Below are 887 nucleotides of genomic sequence, written 5' to 3'. Positions count from 1 at the left end.
CAGTATATAGTCAGGGCTGCGAAATTTCTCATGTTAATAAAATTCTTACTAATACTGGTGGCAGTGTCAGTATTAGTAGGGCTTGCTTAATAACGTACATGTTTTGCCCATTATATGAGCGGCGATAGTCAGTGATTTCGGGATCCGGGAGTGGTTGTCTGGTAAATCATAAAGGGGAACATGTTTATTCTCTGGTTTTATTCTCTGGTTTTATTAATATTCAGATTTCCATTCTGGTTGGTTCGTTGCTCATAAAAAGCCATCAAAGAATAAGGTTAATACTGGAGCAATGACGATGAACCAAGGGCACGGCATGATGCTGTCAGTAGAAGCTCAAGTGGGACGGCTGGAGCAGTTCCATGAAATGCTGGACTGTGGACTGGATGTTTACAATCAGAGAGATAATCTCAATAAAGTCTTCATCACTGATCAGGCAGAGACTGCACGTGCGCTTGCGGACGTCACGACGCTTTTAGATGAAATCGTGCCCCAGCGGCGACTGGTCATTAGCCGACGGCAGGAGACTAGCCAAGGGCTTATCCGCAGAATCCCCAATAAGAAGACACCAGCCATCGAATCCTGTATCAATCTCACTGAGGATGATTTCTGGGGGTACAAGGTGGACCCGGATGTTCAGGTTGTCCTGGGCCTCAATAGGGAAGCGGCGGTTCGCGTCTTGACGGGGCGTCGGTTGCATGAGCGCGTTGGCGGTAAAACGGTACATGATTACTATCTCGAGTATCTTCACGAACTGAAACGGCGGCTATCAGCACCTGAGATCCTTCAGTTTCGTAGACAGCAGGTGGTCAGGGAGCAGCGTAGAGTAGACAGCATCACCGGGGCAGTGAATGAGGCGTTGAGCCTTTGTCGAAAAGCTCGCTTGGTGC

Annotated in this window: 1 protein-coding gene; it reads left to right on the top strand. The window is 48.1% G+C overall.

What is annotated here, in order from left to right; all coding sequences use genetic code 11:
• Positions 1 to 295: 295 nt before the first annotated feature.
• The coding region (locus A3754_RS05585) for a hypothetical protein (RefSeq protein ID WP_156496833.1) at positions 296 to 887 on the top strand (592 nt) is incomplete at its 3' end.

Source organism: Alcanivorax sp. HI0083, assembly GCF_001635175.1.
Note: the sequence above shows the minus strand (reverse complement) of the source record. Positions and strands in the feature narration are given on the sequence as shown.